Consider the following 17710-nt stretch of genomic DNA (forward strand, 5'->3'; position numbering starts at 1 on the left):
TGCTAGGCGCTTTTGACCACCAGAAAGGCCCGCGCCGCATCGTCCCGGGCGGCAATGCTGTGGGGCACGTCGCCGGCATAGCGCGCCGTATCCCCCGCCCCCAGGCGCTGTGAGGCGCTGCCCGAGGTCACGGTCAGCGCACCCGCGATCACCGTCAGATGCTCGCGCGCGCCTCTTGCATGGGGGGGGCTGTCAAGAATGCCCCCAGGTTCGAACAACAGTTCGTAGACCTCATGTTGCCCGGCCTCTTCGGGGGCGGACAGAATGCGAATCCGCACGCCTTGGCCCAGCTTGTCGATCGTTGGCACATCGTCGGCGCGAATGACCTCGATCTGTTCGACCGACGGTTCGCCATCCAGCAGCCCGGCGAAATCCACCTGCAGGGCGCGGGTCAGGTTCCACAGCGTCGCGATGGTGGGGCTGCTTTCGCCGCGTTCGATCTGGCTGACCATCGAGCGCGACACCCCCGAGAGGTTGGCCACCGCCTCGAGCGACAGCCCCTGCGCCCGCCGCGCCTCTTTCAGGCGCGCGGGCAGCAATGTCAGGATATCGTCGGAGTCTTCCGCCATGACGGATTCATGGCCCTGTCGGCGCAGCCGTGTCAATCGGCATGCTGCGATTGTTGGCGCAGAAAGGCACGGATTTCGGCGGTCACGGCTGCGGGTTGTTCGATGGGCGCTGAATGCCCCGCCGCAGTCAGGCGCACCAGCCGGGCGCCGGGAATGCGCGCCTGCATCCGCTCGGACTTTTCGGGAACTGTGGCCACGTCCTCGTCACCCACCAGGATCAGCACCGGTAGGTCGATCCGCCCCAACCGGTCGGTCACGCCCGACCGCTCGATCACGCCCCGCACCGCCCGTGTGATGCCCAGCCGGTCATTCGCGACAATCCGGTCGCGCCACTTCCGTCGCTCGGGCGCGCGCGCGGGATCGCTCAGAAACGTGGCACCGAACAGGATCGGCATGACCCGGGACACCACGATACGCAGACCGAACCAGCGCGCCACGAAATTCAGCAATCGGTACCGGCCGCGGTTCTCGGTCGGTTCGGGATCGGCCGACGTGTCCAGCAATGTCAGGGATTTCAACAGTTCGGGATGACGCAACGCTAGGCGCAGCCCGACAAATCCGCCCATGGACAGTCCGACGAAATGGCACGGGCCGGCGTCCAGCGCGCGGATCAGCGCGGCGGCGTCCTCGGTCAGCGTGTCCATGTCATAGCCGTCCGGGGTGACCGCGCTGCCGCCCTGACCGCGATGGTCATAGGTGATGCAGCGATATTTCTGCTGCAGCTGCGCGACCTGGGCGTCGAACATCCGGCCGCTGAACAGCAGACCATGGGAAAACACGATGGTTTCCGGCCCTTCGCCCAGGTCGGTAAAATGCAGACGGGTGGCGTTGATCGTGATATGCGGCATCCTGCAACGACCTTTCTGCGCGCGATGACCGGCGCACGCACCGGGTTGCGTCGATCCGGCGCCTAGAACAAGGCGATCAGCGCCGCGGCCAGAACCGCTCCGCCCAGGGCGCCGATCAGGCCCGACAGCAGAACCGGCCCCCAGGCCGACCGGCGCGGATTTTCCGGCTCGGTGGCCTGGCGGATCAGGGCGGCCTCGACCAGCCCGGGCAGGCGCGGGCCAAAGCGGGCCAGAACCCGCACGGTGCGCGACAGATCGCCGGCAATGGCGCGTGGGCCAATGGAATCCTTGATATAACCCTCGACCACCGGATGGGCGACGTCCCAGATATTGGTATGCGGATTCAGCGAACGCGCCACCCCCTCGACCACCACCATCGTGCGTTGCAAAAGGATCAGTTCGGTGCGGGTTTCCATGCCGAAGCGTTCGGTGACCTCGAACAGATAGCTCAGCAGCCGGCCCATCGAAATCTGCGTCGCATCCATGCCAAAGATCGGCTCGCCCACCGCGCGCAGCGCCCGGGCGAATTCGTCAACATCCTTGTCCGCGGGCACATAACCGGCCTCGAAATGCACCTCGGCGACGCGCGCATAGTCGCGGCGTATGAACCCGAACAGGATCTCGGCATAGACCCGGCGGGTATATTCGTCGATATGCCCCATGATCCCGAAATCATAGGCGATGATATCGCCGTTCTCGGCGACCTTGAGATTGCCCTGATGCATGTCGGCGTGAAAATAGCCGTCGCGCAGGGCGTGCAGCAGAAACAGCTTCAGAACCCGTTCCGACAGCAGGCGGCGGTCATGGCCGGCGGCGTCGATGGCGGCGTTGTCGCCCAGATTCACCCCGTCGGCCCAGCCCAGCGTCATCACCCGGCGTGCCGACAGGTTCCACAGGACCGGCGGCAACTGGAAACCTTCGTCGTTTTTGGTGTTGTCCGAATATTCGGACGCCGCCGCGCTTTCCAGCCGCAGATCCAGTTCGCCGCGCACCACGCCGTCGAAATGCTCGATCACATCCATCGGGCGCAACCGTCGCGCGCCCGGCGCGAACACATCCACGATTCTGGCGGCGAAATAGAAGGCATCGACATCCTTGCGAAAGGCCCGTTCGATGCCGGGGCGCAACACCTTGACGGCAACCTCCTGCCCGGTGTCGGCCAACCGCGCCTTGTGCACCTGAGCGATCGAGGCCGCGGCGATGGAATCGCTGAATTCCGAGAACATCTCGTCCACCGGCCGCCCCAGTTCGCGGGCCACCTCGGCCTTGGCCTCGGCCGTGGAAAACGGCGGCAGCTTGTCCTGCAAGACCCGCAGCTGATCCGCCAGGTCCTGCCCGACCACGTCCGGGCGGGTCGAAAGCACCTGCCCGAACTTGATATAGGCCGGGCCCAGCGCGGTCAGCGCCCGGGTCGCGGGCGGCATGTCCGGATCGCCCTTGTAGCCCAGCCACATGAACGGTTTGCCCAGCGCATGCGCCAGGACACGCAAGACGGGCGGGGCCTCGAAGGCGTCCAGAACCACGTTCATTGCGCCGGTGCGTTCCAGCGTGGCGCCCGTGCGGATCAGGCGGATGATATTGTGCGGCCCGCGCATGTCAGAGTTTCCAGCCGGAATGCAGGGCGGCGATGCCCATGCTCAGGTTGCGGTATTTGGCATTGCCGAACCCGGCCTGCCGGACCATGTCCAGAAAGGTCTGCTGATCGGGAAAGTTGCGGATCGACTCGACCAGATACTGATAGCTGTCGCGATCGTTGGCGATCATCTGGCCCATGCGCGGGATCACGTTGAAACTGTAAAGGTCATAGAGCTTCTGCAGCCCGTCATTGGGCAACTGGCTGAATTCCAGCACCATCAGCCGGCCGCCGGGGCGCAGCACGCGAAACGCCTCGTTCAGTGCCTCCTGTGGGCGGGTCACGTTTCGGATGCCGAAACTGATCGTGTAGACATCAAAGCTGTTGTCGGCAAAGGGCAGCGCCATGGCGTCGCCGACGACCCAGTCCAGACTGTCGGCCATCTGTTCCGCCTCGGCGCGCTTGCGCCCCTCGACCAGCATCGGTTCGGTCAGGTCCAGCACCGTGGCATGGCCCGCCCCGGCGCGTTTGAGAAACCGGAAAGAAATATCGCCGGTGCCACCGGCCACATCGAGCAGTTTCTGCCCCGGGCGCGGTGCCAGCCAGTCCATCATGGCGTCTTTCCACAGCCGGTGGATGCCGACGCTCATCACGTCGTTCATCACGTCATAGCGGGAGGCCACCGAGTTGAACACGCCCTGCACCCGCCCGGCCTTTTCGCCCTCGGGAATGGTCTGGGCCCCGAAATGGGTCGTTCTGTCTTTGCTCTGTACCATCTGCGCCGTGCCACCCGGTTATGTCGCCTTGCCGTCCTGCCCCTGTTATAGGGGCTGCGGGGCAGGCACAATGCGGCCCCGTGGATCAACATGGATCAACGAGGTCGGGATGCCCGAATTGCCAGAGGTCGAAACAGTGCGCCGCGGACTGGCCCCGGTGCTGGAAGGCCAGCGCATCATCCGCGCCCAGGTCAACCGGCCCGATCTGCGCTGGCCCTTTCCGCGTGATATGGCTGACCGCCTGAGCGGACGGACCGTGCTGCGGCTGTGGCGGCGGTCGAAATACATTCTGGCGGATCTCGACAGCGGCGAGACGCTGCTGGTGCATCTGGGCATGTCCGGCCGGATGACGGTGTCGGGCGATCCGCTGGGCCGGTTCCTGCATGATCATCCGGCGGCGCAGAAACACGACCATGTGGTGCTTCACATCGGCAATGGCGCGCGCATAACCTTTAACGATCCGCGCCGTTTCGGCGCCATGGATCTGATGCCAAGCGACACGGCGTCCCGGCACAGGCTGCTGGCGGGGCTGGGGCCGGAACCGCTGGGCAATGATTTCCATGAACCCGGCCTGATCGACGCCTTTCACGGACGGATGTCGCCGGTAAAATCCGTGCTGCTGGATCAGAAGACCGTGGCCGGTCTGGGCAATATCTATGTCTGCGAAGCGCTGTTCCGCGCCCGCCTGTCACCGCGCCGCAAGGCCGGTCGAATCGCCGCGCCCCGGGTCGCCGAGCTGGTTCCGATCATCCGCCAGGTTCTGACCGAAGCGATTGCCGCGGGCGGCTCCTCGCTGCGCGATTTCCGCCAAACCGATGGCGAACTTGGCTATTTTCAGCATCGCTTTGACGTCTACGGGCGTGAGGATCAGGCCTGCCGGACGCCCCGTTGCCCCGCAACGATCCGGCGCATCGTACAGTCGGGACGGTCGTCATTCTATTGTCCGCAATGCCAAAGATAGCTTGATCCGGTGTCCTTGCATGCTTAAGGAGTCGTGCCTGTACGGAACAACCGAAAGCACATCCCATGGCCTTTGAGACGATCAACGTCGAAGTTACAGACCACGTTGCCCTGATCAAACTGAACCGCCCCGACGCCCTGAACGCGCTGAACTCTGTCCTGCTGGCCGAGCTGTGCCAGGCCCTGGTCGAGATCGACGCCAACGACAAGGCGCGCTGCATCGTGATCACCGGCTCGGAAAAGGCGTTTGCCGCCGGCGCGGACATCAAGGAAATGGCGTCCATGGGCTTTGGCGACGTGTTCTCGTTGAACTGGTTTGCCGACGCGACAGATCAGATCATCCGGATTCGCAAGCCGATCATTGCCGCAGTGTCGGGATATGCACTGGGCGGCGGCTGCGAACTGGCGATGGCCTGCGATTTCATCATCGCCGCGGACACCGCCAAGTTCGGCCAGCCAGAGATCAATCTGGGCGTCATTGCCGGTCTTGGCGGCACCCAGCGTCTGACCCGCTCGGTCGGCAAGTCCAAATCGATGGACATGAATCTTACGGGTCGTTTCATGACCGCCGAAGAAGCCGAACGCAGCGGTCTGGTCAGCCGGGTGGTTCCGGCCAAGAAGCTGATGGAAGAAGCCATGAACGCCGCCCAGAAGATCGCGGAAAAATCGATCATCTCGGTCATGGCGGCCAAGGAGACTGTCAACCGCAGCTATGAAACCACCCTGTCCGAGGGCCTGCTGTTCGAACGCCGGGTGTTTCACTCGATGTTCGCCACCGAGGATCAGAAAGAGGGCATGGCGGCCTTTCTGGAAAAGCGCACGCCGCAGTTCCGCGACAAGTAAATATCGGGCCGCGCGCGCGCATCAAGCGGCGGTCAGTTTCCGGTTGGCAAAGCCCGGAAACTTGACTAGTAAGCGCCGCTATACATGCGCGTGCGGCCCGCTCAGGTCAGAATCATACCGATGAATCCGCCTTTCTGTCGGGTTGGACGTTGCGCTGAAAACGAACACGACTTGAACAAAGGTTAGATGACATGGCCAATTCGCCGCAATCCAAGAAACGTGCCCGCCAGAACCAGGCGCGGTTTGCCGTCAACAAGGCGCGCCGCTCGCGCATCCGCACTCATCTGCGCAAGGTCGAGGAAGCCATCGCCTCGGGCGACAAGGACCTGGCCGCTACCGCCCTGCGCGAAGCCCAGCCGGAACTGATGCGCGGCGTGTCCAAGGGCGTGTTCCACAAGAACACCGCAGCCCGCAAGATGTCGCGCCTGTCCGCCCGTGTCAAAGCTCTGGGCTGAGTAGCGATACCGTCGCGGTTGAAACCCTAGATTCGGAAAGGCGTTGCTTGGGCAGCGCCTTTTTTGATTCATCTAAAGGTTGTATTTTGCATCGTGCATTTATCGCCAAAGGAGTGTGGCTTTTTGGCCCTCGAACAGATTCTTTGCGCCCAATCCCTGAGTCAACACCAGAGTTTCGTTGCCGCTCGGCCTTCGGAATTGCTACCACTGTTCCAGCGATTCACTTGCTTGGGGGGACAGGCCGCTATCGAACGAATCCGAAGGGCATAGGGTTCTTACGATAGCGATTGTTGGACGGTCCGGCTGCCAAACCGACTGTTCCAGCCTGCTGCACCGACCGGCTACTCACCGGTTCGCGGCCCTGTCATACATGAGTGTGCAACGGAATATAGTCAGTTTGGGATCCTGTCGGGATGCCTGCAAACTTGGCCAATACCTTCACTGCGGCGCTTGGGACAATGCGCCGACGGTGCCGGCCGGTTCGGCTGGTGCGCCCTGATGACGTGCGACGTGAGTCCTGCCGGAATCTGCTCCGGTTTATGGAAAGGGACAGGCCGGAGGGTCTGATAATGGGATGCGTGAGGCGCTGCATGACACAAGAAAAATGGGGTCAACTCAGACAACGGCTGCGAAAGACGGTCGGGCAAAACAATTACACCACCTGGATCGAGCCGCTGGAATTCGCTCAACTGCAGGATGGCGTTGTGGTTTTCAACGTTCCGACGAATTTCATGGGAAATTACGTCAGCCAGAATTTCGCCGACCTGATCCTCTATGAACTGAACACAGCCGGCGAAACCGTACAGCGTGTGGCCTTTAAGGTCGCCGCCAACACACCCGCCCGTCCGCGGCCCCGGGTTATCGCCCAGGAAGCCCCGCCCGAGTCCGCGATGGATGATGCCGCTTCGACAACGGTTGCCACGGCCTCTATCGACACGATGCAGGCGGCACCGCTGGATCCGCGGTTCACGTTTGACCGATTTGTCGTCGGCAAACCGAACGAACTGGCGCATGCCGCCGCGCGCCGCGTCAGCGAGGGCGGCCCGGTCACCTTCAACCCGCTGGTTCTGTATGGCGGCGTCGGCCTCGGCAAGACCCACCTGATGCATGCCATCGCCTGGGAGTTGAAAGCCCGCAAGCCGGAACTGAACGTGCTGTATCTGTCGGCCGAACAGTTCATGTACCGTTTTGTGCAAGCGTTGCGCGAACGCAAGATGATGGACTTCAAGGTGATGTTCCGATCGGTCGACGTGCTGATGGTGGATGACGTGCAATTCATCGCCGGCAAGGACAGCACGCAGGAAGAGTTCTTTCATACCTTCAACGCGCTGGTGGACCAGAACAAACAGATCATCATTTCGGCCGACCGGGCGCCGGGCGAGATCAAGGATCTCGAGGATCGGGTGAAATCGCGCCTGCAATGCGGTCTGGTGGTCGATCTGCACCCGACCGACTATGAATTGCGCTTGGGGATCCTGCAGACCAAGGTCAAACAGTATCGCGAAAGCCATGCCGACCTGCAGATCGCCGATGGAGTCGTGGAATTCCTGGCACAGCGGATCTCGACCAATGTGCGGGTTCTCGAAGGCGCGTTGACCCGGCTGTTCGCGGTCGCTTCGCTGGTCGGACGTCCGATCGACATGGAGCTGACCCAGGATTGCCTGTCGGACGTGCTGCGCGCCAGCGAACGCAAGATCACCGTCGAAGAGATTCAGCGCAAGGTGTCGGACTATTACAATATCCGCCTGTCCGACATCATCGGACCAAAGCGCCTGCGGTCCTTTGCCCGCCCGCGTCAGGTCGCGATGTACCTGTCCAAGCAGCTGACCAGCCGCAGCCTGCCCGAGATCGGCCGCCGCTTTGGCGGGCGCGACCACACCACGGTGATGCACGGGGTCAAACGCATCGAAGAACTGAAGACGACAGACGGGCAGATCGCCGAAGACGTCGAGATGCTGCGTCGCGCGCTCGAGGCGTGACCTGAGCATCGCCGGCCGGGCCATTCGCGGGGCGTCGCCGCCCGCAAACAGGACCAGAGCGTGATGCCGCGCTCTGGTTGCGGGTTCAGGTGGCCGGATCGCTCACCCCCGGCGAATTGCCGACATGCCATACCCGTATAACGCAATTCCGGCGGCCCCTTGACGCCCGAATCATTCCGGCGGAAGACTTCACAAAAAACTTGTGCTGCCGGGGTGAACGGTTAGTTTGCCCTTCCCGGCCCCAACAGAGGATCGAAGGAAATGAAGTTCAGCATCGAACGCGGCGCGCTCTTGAAAGCCGTTTCTCAGGCGCAATCCGTCGTGGAACGGCGCAACACGATCCCGATCCTCGCCAATGTCCTGATCGAAGCCGAGGGCGACCAGGTCCAGTTCCGCGCCACCGACCTGGATATCGAGGTGGTCGACAAGGCCCCGGCCCAGGTCGAGCGCGCCGGCGCCACCACGGTGGCCGCCACGACCCTGCACGAGATCGTACGCAAACTGCCCGACGGTGCGCTGGTCACGCTGACCGCGGACAGTGCCGCGGGCCGGTTGACCGTCGAGGCGGGGCGCTCGAACTTTTCTCTGGCGACACTGCCGCGCGAGGATTTCCCGGTCATGGCGACCTCGGAATACGACACCAATTTCTCGGCCCCCTCTGCTGCGCTGCGACGGCTGTTTGACAAGTCCAAATTCGCCATTTCGACCGAAGAGACCCGGTATTACCTGAATGGCGTCTACTTGCATGTAGCCGATGCAGATGGCGGCCGCATCCTGCGCTGTGTGGCCACTGACGGGCACCGCCTGGCGCGCATTGACGCCGATCTGCCGGACGGCGCCGCCGAGATGCCCGGCGTCATCGTGCCGCGCAAGACCGTGGGCGAACTGCGCAAGCTGCTGGAAGACGACGATGTGGCCATTGCCGTGTCGGTCAGCGAGACCAAGATCCGCTTTGCCACGCCCGATATCATGCTGACATCCAAGGTGATCGACGGCACGTTTCCGGATTACACCCGGGTCATCCCGCAGGGAAACACCCGCCGGCTTGAGGTCGATGCCGCCGAATTCGCCCAGGCGGTGGACCGGGTCGCCACGGTCTCGTCGGAACGCTCGCGCGCGGTCAAGCTGCAACTGGACGAGGACCGGCTGGTGCTGTCGGTCAACGCACCCGACAGTGGTGCCGCCGAAGAGGAACTGGCCGTGGCCTATGGCGACGAGCGGCTGGAAATCGGGTTCAACGCGAAATACCTGCTGGAAATCGCCAGCCAGGTAGACCGGGAAAACGCGGTCTTCATGTTCAATTCCTCGGGCGATCCAACCCTGATGCGTGAAGGCAACGACCAGAGCGCGGTCTATGTCGTCATGCCGATGCGCGTCTGACCCGCGCTGGACGGAATGACACGGAGCGCCTGCGATCCGATCGGAAAGATGCGGCGGGCATGTCTCTGGCCCTGACGCAACTGACGCTGTCACATTTCCGCTCGCACAAGGCCGCGCGTCTGCGCACGGACGCCCGTCCGGTGGCGATCCACGGCCCCAACGGCGCGGGCAAGACCAACATTCTCGAAGCGGTGTCGCTGTTGTCGCCCGGTCGCGGGCTGCGCCGTGCCAGCGCCGCAGAAATGGCCCTCCGACCCGAGGCGCTGGGCTGGAAGGTCACAGCGACGCTGACAGCGGCAGGGCGGCCGCACGAGATCGAGACATGGTCCGAGACCGGCGCGGCGCGCCAAGTGCGCATCGACAGCAAGCCGGCCAGCCAGATGGCCTTGGGGCGCATAGCGCGGATACTATGGCTGATCCCGGCGATGGACCGGCTGTGGATCGAGGGGCCGGACGGTCGCCGGCGGTTTCTGGACCGAATGGCGCTCAGCTTTGTCCCCGCCCATGCCGAGGCCGCGCTGGCCTATGAAAGGGCCATGCGCGAGCGCAATCGCCTGCTCAGGGATCGGGTGCGCGACGCAGCCTGGTACGGTGCGCTCGAGGCGCAGATGGCCGAGGCCGGCCACCAATTGCACCAGAACCGCTGCGCCGCGCTGGGCCTGCTGGCCGCTGCACAGGATCAAGCCGAAACCGCGTTTCCGGCAGCGGAGCTGGACCTGGTTCAGACCGAAGGCGAGATGCCCGACAGCGCCGAGGATCTGCGCGAAGCTCTGGCCGAAAGCCGGTTTCGCGATCTGGCCGCCGGGCGCACGCTGGTCGGGCCGCACCGGGCCGATCTCTACGCCGTCTATGCCGCCAAGGGCGCACCGGCCCGCGACTGTTCCACTGGCGAGCAAAAGGCCTTGCTGGTGTCGCTGATCCTGGCCAATGCGCGAGCCCTGTCGGCACAGCTGGGCACGCCGCCGATCCTGCTGCTGGACGAGGTCGCCGCCCATCTGGATGCCCGGCGCCGTGCCGCCCTTTACGACGAGATCTGCGGGTTCGGCGCGCAGGCCTGGATGACCGGAACCGGCCCCGAACTGTTTTCCGAACTGGGCGAGCGGGCACAGATGCTGCACGTCACAGAAACCGATGGCGTGTCGCACGTGGCGGCGGAATGACCATCTCGGGGTTCGATCTGCTGTTCTATGCCGGGGCGGTGTTCATCCTGTTCCTGACCCCCGGCCCGGTGTGGATGGCGGTGATCGCGCGGGCAATGTCCGGCGGCATTGCTGCGGCTTGGCCCCTGACGCTGGGCGTCGTTGTCGGCGACATGTTGTGGCCGGTTCTGGCCATTCTGGGGGTCGGCTGGGTGGTCACCGAATTCGCCGCCCTGACGACGGTACTGAAGTTCGGCGCGGCCGCGATGTTCGTGATCCTCGGGTCTCTGACCATCCGGCATGCCGACCGCGCCATCGGCACCGAAACCCGCCTGACCCGTCCTGGCATGTGGGCCGGTTTCGCCGCCGGTGTGGCGGTGATCCTGGGCAATCCCAAGGCGGTGCTGTTCTACATGGGGGTTCTGCCGGGCTTCTTCGACCTGCGCGCGCTGACCGGTTGGGACATCGCGGCCATCGTGGTCGTTTCGCAGATGGTTCCGCTGACCGGAAACATGCTGCTGGCCGTTCTGGTGGTCCGGTTGCGGGCGGTTCTGGCCACCCCGCACGCCGTGCGCCGGACCAATCTGACCGCCGGGTTCCTGCTGATTTGTGTCGGTCTGATCATCGCCGTTACCTGACACAAAATATAGGGCATTCGCGTGACATTCGCCGCAAGAAGCCGTATGTAACAGGCAGAAAAACAATAGGATGGCCGATGTCCGAAGACGTAAACTTGCCGGAAGAGTATGGCGCGGATTCAATCAAGGTTCTCAAGGGCCTGGAGGCTGTCCGCAAACGTCCGGGCATGTATATCGGCGACACGGATGACGGCTCGGGCCTGCACCACATGGTGTACGAGGTCGTGGACAACGGCATCGACGAGGCACTGGCCGGTCATGCCGATGCGGTGACGGTTAAGATCCACCCGGATTCCAGCGTTTCGGTCAGCGACAACGGCCGCGGCATTCCCGTCGGCATACACGAAGAAGAGGGCGTTTCCGCCGCCGAGGTCATCATGACCCAGCTGCATGCGGGCGGCAAATTCGACAGCAACTCGTACAAAGTGTCGGGCGGCCTGCACGGCGTCGGTGTATCGGTTGTCAACGCTTTGTCGGTCTGGCTGGAATTGCGCGTTTGGCGCGACGGCAAGGAACATGTCGCGCGCTTTGAACATGGCGAAACGGCCGAGCATCTCAAGGTGGTCGGCGACTCGGGCGGACACACCGGAACCGAGGTGCGCTTTCTGGCCTCGACAGACACATTCTCGAATCTCGACTATTCCTTTGAGGTGCTTGAAAGGCGTCTGCGCGAGCTGGCCTTTCTGAATTCCGGCGTGCGGATCATCCTGATCGACGAACGCCCCGCCGAGGCGCTGCGCAGCGAGCTGTTCTACGAGGGCGGCGTCAAGGAGTTCGTCAAATACCTGGACCGCCACAAAAGCTCGGTGATGGACGAACCGATCTTTATCACCGGGGATCGCGACGATATCGGCGTCGAGGTGGCGATGTGGTGGAACGACAGCTATCACGAGACCGTCCTGCCCTTTACCAACAACATTCCGCAACGCGATGGCGGCACACATTTGGCAGGCTTTCGCGGCGCGCTGACCCGGACGATCAACAATTACGCCCAGTCCAGCGGCATCGCCAAAAAGGAAAAGATCAGCTTTACCGGCGATGACGCGCGCGAAGGTCTGACCTGCGTGTTGTCGGTCAAGGTGCCCGATCCAAAATTTTCCAGCCAGACCAAGGACAAGCTGGTCAGTTCCGAGGTCCGCCCCGCGGTCGAGGGGCTGGTGAACGAAAAACTGTCGGAATGGTTCGAGGAAAACCCGAACCAGGCCAAGATCATCGTCGGCAAGATCATCGAGGCCGCCCTGGCCCGCGAAGCCGCCCGCAAGGCGCGCGAACTGACCCGGCGCAAGACCGCGATGGATGTCAACTATCTGGCCGGCAAACTCAAGGATTGCTCGGAAAAGGATCCGGCCAAGACCGAGCTGTTTCTGGTCGAGGGCGACAGCGCCGGCGGCTCGGCCCAGACCGGGCGCGACCGGATGACCCAGGCGGTGCTGCCCCTGCGCGGCAAGATTCTGAACGTCGAGCGCGCCCGGTTCGACCGGATGCTGTCCAGCCAGGAGATCGGCAATCTGGTCATGGCCCTAGGCACCGGAATCGGACGCGACGAGTTCGACATTGCCAAGCTGCGCTACCACAAGATCGTCATCATGACCGATGCCGACGTGGATGGCGCGCATATCCGCACGCTGCTGCTGACGTTTTTCTATCGCCAGATGCCCGAGCTGATCGAGGGCGGATATCTCTACATCGCACAGCCGCCGCTCTACAAGGTCGCGCGGGGCAAGTCCGAGGTCTATCTCAAGGATCAGGCGGCGCTGGACGATTACCTGATCCAGCAGGGCGTCGAGGGCGCGGCCCTGCGGTTGGGCAGCGGCGAAGAGATCGTCGGGCAGGATCTGACCCGCGTCGTGGACGAGGCGCGCCAGCTGCGCCGGGTGCTCGAGGCCTTTCCGACCCATTATCCGCGCCACATCCTGGAACAGGCGGCCATTGCCGGCGGTTTCGTGCCCGGCGTGGTCGATGCCGACCTGCAGGGCACCGCTGACAAGATCGCGGCCCGGCTCGACCTGATCGCGCTGGAATACGAACGCGGCTGGCAGGGCCGGATCACCCAGGATCACGGTATCCGGCTGGCCCGCATCCTGCGCGGCGTCGAAGAAGTGCGCACTCTGGACGGGCCGATGCTGCGCTCGGGCGAGGCGCGCAAGACCGGCAGCTTTACCCAAAGCCTGCAGGACGTCTATGCCACCGCCGCGACGCTGGTGCGCAAGGACCGCAACCAGACCATCTATGGCCCTCTGGGGCTGCTCGAAGCCATCCTCGAGGAAGGGGCCAAGGGGCTCACGCTGCAGCGTTACAAGGGCCTCGGCGAAATGAACCCCGGCCAGCTCTGGGAAACCACGCTGGACCCGAACGCCCGCACCCTGTTGCAGGTCCGGGTCGAAGACATGGTCGAAGCCGACGACCTGTTCACCAAACTGATGGGCGACGTTGTCGAACCCCGACGCGAGTTCATCCAGAAAAACGCGCTGAGCGTGGAAAACCTGGACTTTTAATCAGGTGAAGGGATCCGAAATGAGCCCTCGCCCGCATCTCCAAACGGCGGGCAAGTAATGCTCTCCACCAACTTGATCCAGACCACATACGATGGTGGAACTGAAGCGGATATATTCTGACAACCCTGAAAACCGGATATGCTTATCCTGCAAAGCGGTGTGCTGGTGCATGGTTACAGAGAGCGAGGTGAAAGGTAACTTTTTTCAGAATTTGAGCTACGAGGAGCTGGCGATCATCGTCGCAATGGTCGCTGTGACCTTGGCCAGCCTTGCGGTCCTGTGCCACGTGCTGAAGACAGCAGGAAGGGATTTCGACGACGACCCGGCGCTGGCTGAGCAGTTTTGTCGAGATGCCCCATACCATCTGCTGCAGAAAGTGATGATGCCGGACGAGGCGTAGTCGTTTGCTTTGGTAGAAAGCTCATGCTTTGTACAAATGGAGCGCAGCCGATCTGCTGACATTTCGCCGGCCTGCCCCACCTCGGATAGGGCTGGTATGCCCGGAGACAACCGAAAGCACGAACTTTAGAAGATTGGCCAAATCGCTTTTTTCGAAAGGAAAAAATGTGGTTTGAATCAGATGCAGGGACGGGATCTTGCCCGCTGCGCAGTGTATCTGATGCCCGCAATCCATCGGGGTTGAACCGCAGAACTATGCGCAGATTTGGCGCAAAACTTTGGCCGGAAAGTGCCGGATTTTCTCTGGCGAATGAACAAGGGGCCCACAGCGTTGGGGGCGGCCCTCCATCAGGCTGAAGGTTCCAGCAAAACAACCGAAGAAGGGGCGGACCGCCGCGCCGCCGCATGACTGCGACGAGCCCGAATCCGCCATTGACCACCACGCGGCCCGTCAACGCTCAATTAAGTCATGACTGCTGCGGGGATGGTGTTGGGCGTCAGGCAACGCCCCACCAGCGCTTCGTCTGCTCACAGTGGTACTGGATTGCTTCTGCAGCCGCAGTGCCGTCGCGGCGCTGCACGGCATCAATGACCGCGAGGTGCTCTTCCATTGCCGAGGCGATGCGGACCTCGAGAAACGGCCGCGCGTTCTGGATAATCGCGATGCGCATCCGGTTGGCATTGTAAGCTGCAGCCAGCTGAGAGTTTTCCAGCCCAGCAGCCAGATAGTCATGCAGCGACAAATCAACCTGGATCGCTTGAGGTGGCAGGTCACTGCCAGCATTGCCGCGAGCGGCGTGCAGCAACGCCTGATGCTGTTCGCGCAGTGACGCAAGATCGTCGCAAATACCACCGGCAATCCGGCGTCGGGTCCCCTCTTGGTCCAGCACCATGCGGAAATCGAGGCATTCGCGAATGGTCTTGGGGTGCGGCTCCATCACCTGAATTCCGCGTTTGGGCAGCGTGGTGACCAGCCCTTGAGAACTGGCCTGCTTAACCGCCTCGCGCACCGCAGACAAAGGAAATTCCAGGAGCGTCACCAGCTGCGACATCGAAAGGAATTGCCCGGCCCGCAGCTGCCCGCTCCGCAAAGCAGCCCACAGGGCATCCTGGGCTTGATCCGCAAGAAGCTGGACATCCTGTGCTTTGTTCATGACCGCTCTCCCCTTCATTACCCGCAGATGCCTGAAAGTGCTATCTGAAATTTTTTATAGCCCATTTTGTAAGATACCATCTAACATGTCAGTTGCAAGCTCAATTTCCCACGCGACCAGGCGGTTTAACACATGCCGCCCGCACACTGGGCTTAAGGGAGGAAAACATGACCGCAACTGATGAAATGCATGTCGTGCATGGGGGCACACTGAACCCCGAAGGCAATGCGCTGAACCCCGTTGGCAGCGACGAGAAAACCTGGGGCTGGTTCGCCATCTTCAATATCTGGGCAAACGATGTGCAGTCTCTGTTTGGCTATTCGCTGGTGGCGTCGCTGTTTATATCATACGGCGTTGGAGGCTGGACTGCCTTTGCAGCGCTGATCACAGCCGGGCTGTTCGTGATGTGGATGGTGAACCTGTCAGGTGCGGCAGGTGAGAAATACGGCATCCCCTATCCTGTGCTTGCGCGGGCGAGCATGGGCACCCAGGGCGCCAAACTGCCAGCAGTGCTGCGGGCTACAGTGGCCGTGTTCTGGTACGGCGTTCAGGTCTATTTTGCCTCGACCGCGCTGGCACTCCTGATCCGTTCGGTCACAGGCATCAGTGGCGGGACGGAAATCCTTGGCCTCACCGGTATCGATTGGCTGTCCTTCGTCATGGTCTGGGGCTTTCACATCGTAATCTTCTGGCGCGGTATGAGCTGGGTTGAGACTTTCCTGAATATCGCGGGTCCCTTCGTCTATCTTGTGATGATCGGTCTGGTCGTTGTGCTGTGGCAGCGCTCGGATGGGCAACTCTTGGAAGCCACTGCCACAATTTTCGCCAACCCCGAGGGCACTTTTTGGACCGAAGTCACGGGCTTCATCGCAATCGTTGGCACCATGGTCGCCTACTTTGCCGCAGTTATGATCAACTTCAGTGACTTCTCACGCTATGCCAAGGATAAGCCCGCCATGATCATGGGCAACCTGGCCGGGCTTCCGGTCAACATGATCCTGTTCTCGGCGCTGGCACTGCTGACCACCGGCGGCGCGGCCGTGGTGTTTGGTGAAGAGATCATCAACCCGACCGAAATCGTCGAGCGCACCGACAGCATGCTGCTGGGTATCGTTGCTGCGATCACCTTCTTTGCCGCTACTGTCGGCATCAATCTGGTGGCGAACTTCATTCCCGCGGTGAACGGCATCGCCAATCTGGCGCCCGAGAAAATCAGCTTCCGCAAGGCGGGCCTCATCACATCCATCTTTGCCCTGGTGATCGGCGGTTTCTGGAACAGCTTCATCAGCCAGTTCGGCATCAGCGGCTTTGTCAACACGTTGGGCGCAACTCTGGCGCCGGTCTTTGGCATCATGATTGTCGACTACTACCTGCTGCGCAAAGAACAGCTGAAAGAAGATGACCTCTACAACATGGACGGCGGCATCTATCACTACGGCAATGGCTGGAACGGTGCGGCGGTGAAAGCTTTCGTGCTGGCGGCGGTTTTCTCGGTCGCAACGGTCTGGGTTCCGTGGTTCGCCTTCTTGTCGGGCTACAGCTGGGTGATTGGTGCGGTCCTGGGCGGCGTGATCTACCACGCGCTGGTCAAGGGTCAGGCAAAGTCCTGACAGCCTCCAGAAAGATCCGACCGGTGGCGCTCAGCCGCCACCGGTAGAATGTTGAAACTGAAGGCGTCGCAAATTCTTGCGATCAATTTTCGGTTTTGGATCGAAAAAATTGATGGCCCTAAATTTCCGGCCGATGTGTTTATGCGTGGCTGGCCTTAGAGGCTCTTCCCCGTGCTTTACTGGTGATTGGGAGTTCACCAGTAATCTCTGCTGCAGCAGAGAGGTCCTGTGAAAATTCGGGGTTATGCTCTGCAACAACTGGTGCACCATATGTGGAGCGAAATAGCATCTTAGGCTCAGGCCCCGTTCTTGTTTCATAGCCGGAACATGACGGTTGCGGCGAGGGCGATGGCTGACAGGAAGACCCTCGGGCAGCGGTCATAGCGGGTTGCCGCGCGTCTCCAGTCCTTGAGCCTGCCGAACATGATCTCGATCACTGCCCGGCAGGCGAAACGCAGTTGCGATGAGAGGGGATCATCACGGTCTTCTCTTCGCCGTGTTCCGCCGCCAGCCCCATCATCATCCGCGCGAAGATCCCCTTTTCGCTCCACCGCTTCCAGCGGTTGCAGCGCGTTCTCTGATTGCGACCTTGTCAAGCGTGGGCGGGTGATGTCCGTCCGGGGTCAGGGTTCTCTGCGAGGTCGCATTGCGCGCCTCATGATGGTTNCAGCGCGTTCTCTGATTGCGACCTTGTCAAGCGTGGGCGGGTGATGTCCGTCCGGGGTCAGGGTTCTCTGCGAGGTCGCATTGCGCGCCTCATGATGGTTTCCGGCGGCGGAGCGTCTCCAATGTCTTGTGCGGGGTGTGGCGCCTGGCCATCCCATACGCGACGGCGAGATCGATCAACCTCCGTCCCGTCGGGACTGCGCTCCCGGCTTCGGGCGCGGGAACT

Annotated in this window: 15 protein-coding genes and 1 pseudogene; 10 read left to right on the plus strand and 6 right to left on the minus strand. The window is 62.2% G+C overall.

What is annotated here, in order from left to right; translation table 11 throughout:
* Positions 1-2: 2 nt before the first annotated feature.
* The 4 genes from ACFMPD_RS15300 to ubiE all read right to left on the minus strand — a co-directional run bounded on the left by ACFMPD_RS15300 (position 3) and on the right by ubiE (position 3766).
* Complete coding sequence (locus ACFMPD_RS15300) at positions 3-569, minus strand: helix-turn-helix domain-containing protein (protein WP_380996234.1); 567 nt, start codon at positions 567-569, stop codon at positions 3-5.
* Positions 570-601: 32 nt separating this feature from the next.
* Positions 602-1417: an alpha/beta fold hydrolase gene (locus ACFMPD_RS15305; RefSeq protein ID WP_380996237.1), complete on the minus strand. Its 816-nt coding sequence runs from the start codon at positions 1415-1417 to the stop codon at positions 602-604.
* Between the two features lie 62 nt (positions 1418-1479).
* Positions 1480-3012, minus strand: coding sequence for a 2-polyprenylphenol 6-hydroxylase (gene ubiB, locus ACFMPD_RS15310; protein ID WP_380996240.1), 1533 nt, complete (start codon positions 3010-3012; stop codon positions 1480-1482).
* Between the two features lies 1 nt (position 3013).
* Positions 3014-3766 (minus strand): bifunctional demethylmenaquinone methyltransferase/2-methoxy-6-polyprenyl-1,4-benzoquinol methylase UbiE, encoded by a 753-nt coding sequence (gene ubiE, locus ACFMPD_RS15315; protein WP_380996243.1) that lies wholly within the window; start codon positions 3764-3766, stop codon positions 3014-3016.
* Between the two features lie 109 nt (positions 3767-3875).
* Between ubiE and mutM the strand changes: the two genes are divergently transcribed.
* The 9 genes from mutM to ACFMPD_RS15360 all read left to right on the plus strand — a co-directional run bounded on the left by mutM (position 3876) and on the right by ACFMPD_RS15360 (position 14055).
* Positions 3876-4727, plus strand: coding sequence for a bifunctional DNA-formamidopyrimidine glycosylase/DNA-(apurinic or apyrimidinic site) lyase (gene mutM, locus ACFMPD_RS15320; protein ID WP_380996245.1), 852 nt, complete (start codon positions 3876-3878; stop codon positions 4725-4727).
* Positions 4728-4792: 65 nt separating this feature from the next.
* On the plus strand, positions 4793-5569 hold the full coding sequence (locus tag ACFMPD_RS15325) for an enoyl-CoA hydratase (protein ID WP_380996247.1): 777 nt from the start codon (positions 4793-4795) through the stop codon (positions 5567-5569).
* A gap of 191 nt (positions 5570-5760) precedes the next feature.
* Entirely contained in the window at positions 5761-6024 is a 264-nt protein-coding gene (gene rpsT, locus ACFMPD_RS15330) for a 30S ribosomal protein S20 (protein ID WP_380996250.1), read from the plus strand.
* Between the two features lie 590 nt (positions 6025-6614).
* Positions 6615-8003, plus strand: coding sequence for a chromosomal replication initiator protein DnaA (gene dnaA, locus ACFMPD_RS15335; protein WP_380996253.1), 1389 nt, complete (start codon positions 6615-6617; stop codon positions 8001-8003).
* A gap of 261 nt (positions 8004-8264) precedes the next feature.
* Positions 8265-9383, plus strand: a complete 1119-nt coding sequence (dnaN, locus tag ACFMPD_RS15340; protein ID WP_380996256.1) for a DNA polymerase III subunit beta — start codon at positions 8265-8267, stop codon at positions 9381-9383.
* A gap of 59 nt (positions 9384-9442) precedes the next feature.
* The gene (gene recF, locus ACFMPD_RS15345; RefSeq protein WP_380996259.1) at positions 9443-10543 is read left to right on the plus strand and encodes a DNA replication/repair protein RecF; all 1101 of its coding nucleotides are present in this window, start codon (positions 9443-9445) and stop codon (positions 10541-10543) included.
* Complete coding sequence (locus tag ACFMPD_RS15350; RefSeq protein WP_380996261.1) at positions 10540-11160, plus strand: LysE family translocator; 621 nt, start codon at positions 10540-10542, stop codon at positions 11158-11160. The genes recF and ACFMPD_RS15350 overlap by 4 nt, the downstream gene beginning before the upstream one ends.
* 77 nt (positions 11161-11237) lie before the next feature.
* Entirely contained in the window at positions 11238-13655 is a 2418-nt protein-coding gene (gene gyrB / locus ACFMPD_RS15355; protein WP_380996264.1) for a DNA topoisomerase (ATP-hydrolyzing) subunit B, read from the plus strand.
* Positions 13656-13746: 91 nt separating this feature from the next.
* Positions 13747-14055 carry a hypothetical protein gene (locus tag ACFMPD_RS15360; protein WP_380996267.1) on the plus strand — a complete coding sequence of 103 codons (309 nt, stop codon included), beginning with the start codon at positions 13747-13749 and terminating at the stop codon, positions 14053-14055.
* Between the two features lie 496 nt (positions 14056-14551).
* On the opposite strand, the gene ACFMPD_RS15365 is transcribed toward ACFMPD_RS15360, so the two are convergent.
* Positions 14552-15208 carry a GntR family transcriptional regulator gene (locus ACFMPD_RS15365; RefSeq protein WP_380996269.1) on the minus strand — a complete coding sequence of 219 codons (657 nt, stop codon included), beginning with the start codon at positions 15206-15208 and terminating at the stop codon, positions 14552-14554.
* Positions 15209-15375: 167 nt separating this feature from the next.
* Here ACFMPD_RS15365 and ACFMPD_RS15370 point away from each other — a divergent pair, with 167 nt between their 5' ends.
* The gene (locus ACFMPD_RS15370; RefSeq protein WP_380996272.1) at positions 15376-16818 is read left to right on the plus strand and encodes an NCS1 family nucleobase:cation symporter-1; all 1443 of its coding nucleotides are present in this window, start codon (positions 15376-15378) and stop codon (positions 16816-16818) included.
* A 314-nt stretch (positions 16819-17132) separates the two neighbouring features.
* Here the strand turns inward: ACFMPD_RS15370 and ACFMPD_RS15375 are convergent.
* Positions 17133-17261 (minus strand): annotated as a pseudogene (locus tag ACFMPD_RS15375) (transposase); the annotation flags it as partial.
* Between the last annotated feature and the right edge of the window lie 449 nt (positions 17262-17710).

The organism is Sedimentitalea sediminis, from assembly GCF_042687825.1.
GTDB lineage: Bacteria > Pseudomonadota > Alphaproteobacteria > Rhodobacterales > Rhodobacteraceae > Sedimentitalea.